The sequence below is a fragment of the Citrobacter sp. TBCS-14 genome (genome assembly GCF_005280805.1).
In the GTDB taxonomy this organism is placed as follows: domain Bacteria; phylum Pseudomonadota; class Gammaproteobacteria; order Enterobacterales; family Enterobacteriaceae; genus Citrobacter; species Citrobacter gillenii.
Map to the genome: position 1 here is coordinate 1 of NZ_SZWM01000157.1, position 301 is coordinate 301.

Annotated in this window: 1 pseudogene; it reads left to right on the top strand. The window is 41.5% G+C overall.

What is annotated here, in order from left to right:
- Positions 1 to 97: 97 nt before the first annotated feature.
- Positions 98 to 301, top strand: a pseudogene (locus tag FDX22_RS30855) (methyl-accepting chemotaxis protein); the annotation flags it as partial.

Here is a 301-nt window from a genome sequence, read left to right on the forward strand (position 1 = left end):
GATTTTGCACAAAACATTTAAATACCTAAACTTTTTCCGGTTGTAGTCGATAGGTTCTGTACAGGTCTGTTTTAACCCTACAACCGGAAATATAACGATGCCAAAATCCCTTTCAATTCGATCAAGTTTGTTGGTGTTATTGTCTTTGCTGACGTTTCTTCTGTTGCTGACCGGCGGTATGGGGCTTTATGCCGCTACCCGCGTTATTAACTCTTTGGTTTATAACGGTATTATGAGTGCTGCCATGTTGGCTGCCATTGTGTTGCTGGCGGTCATTTGGTTTATGCTGCGAAATAAGTTT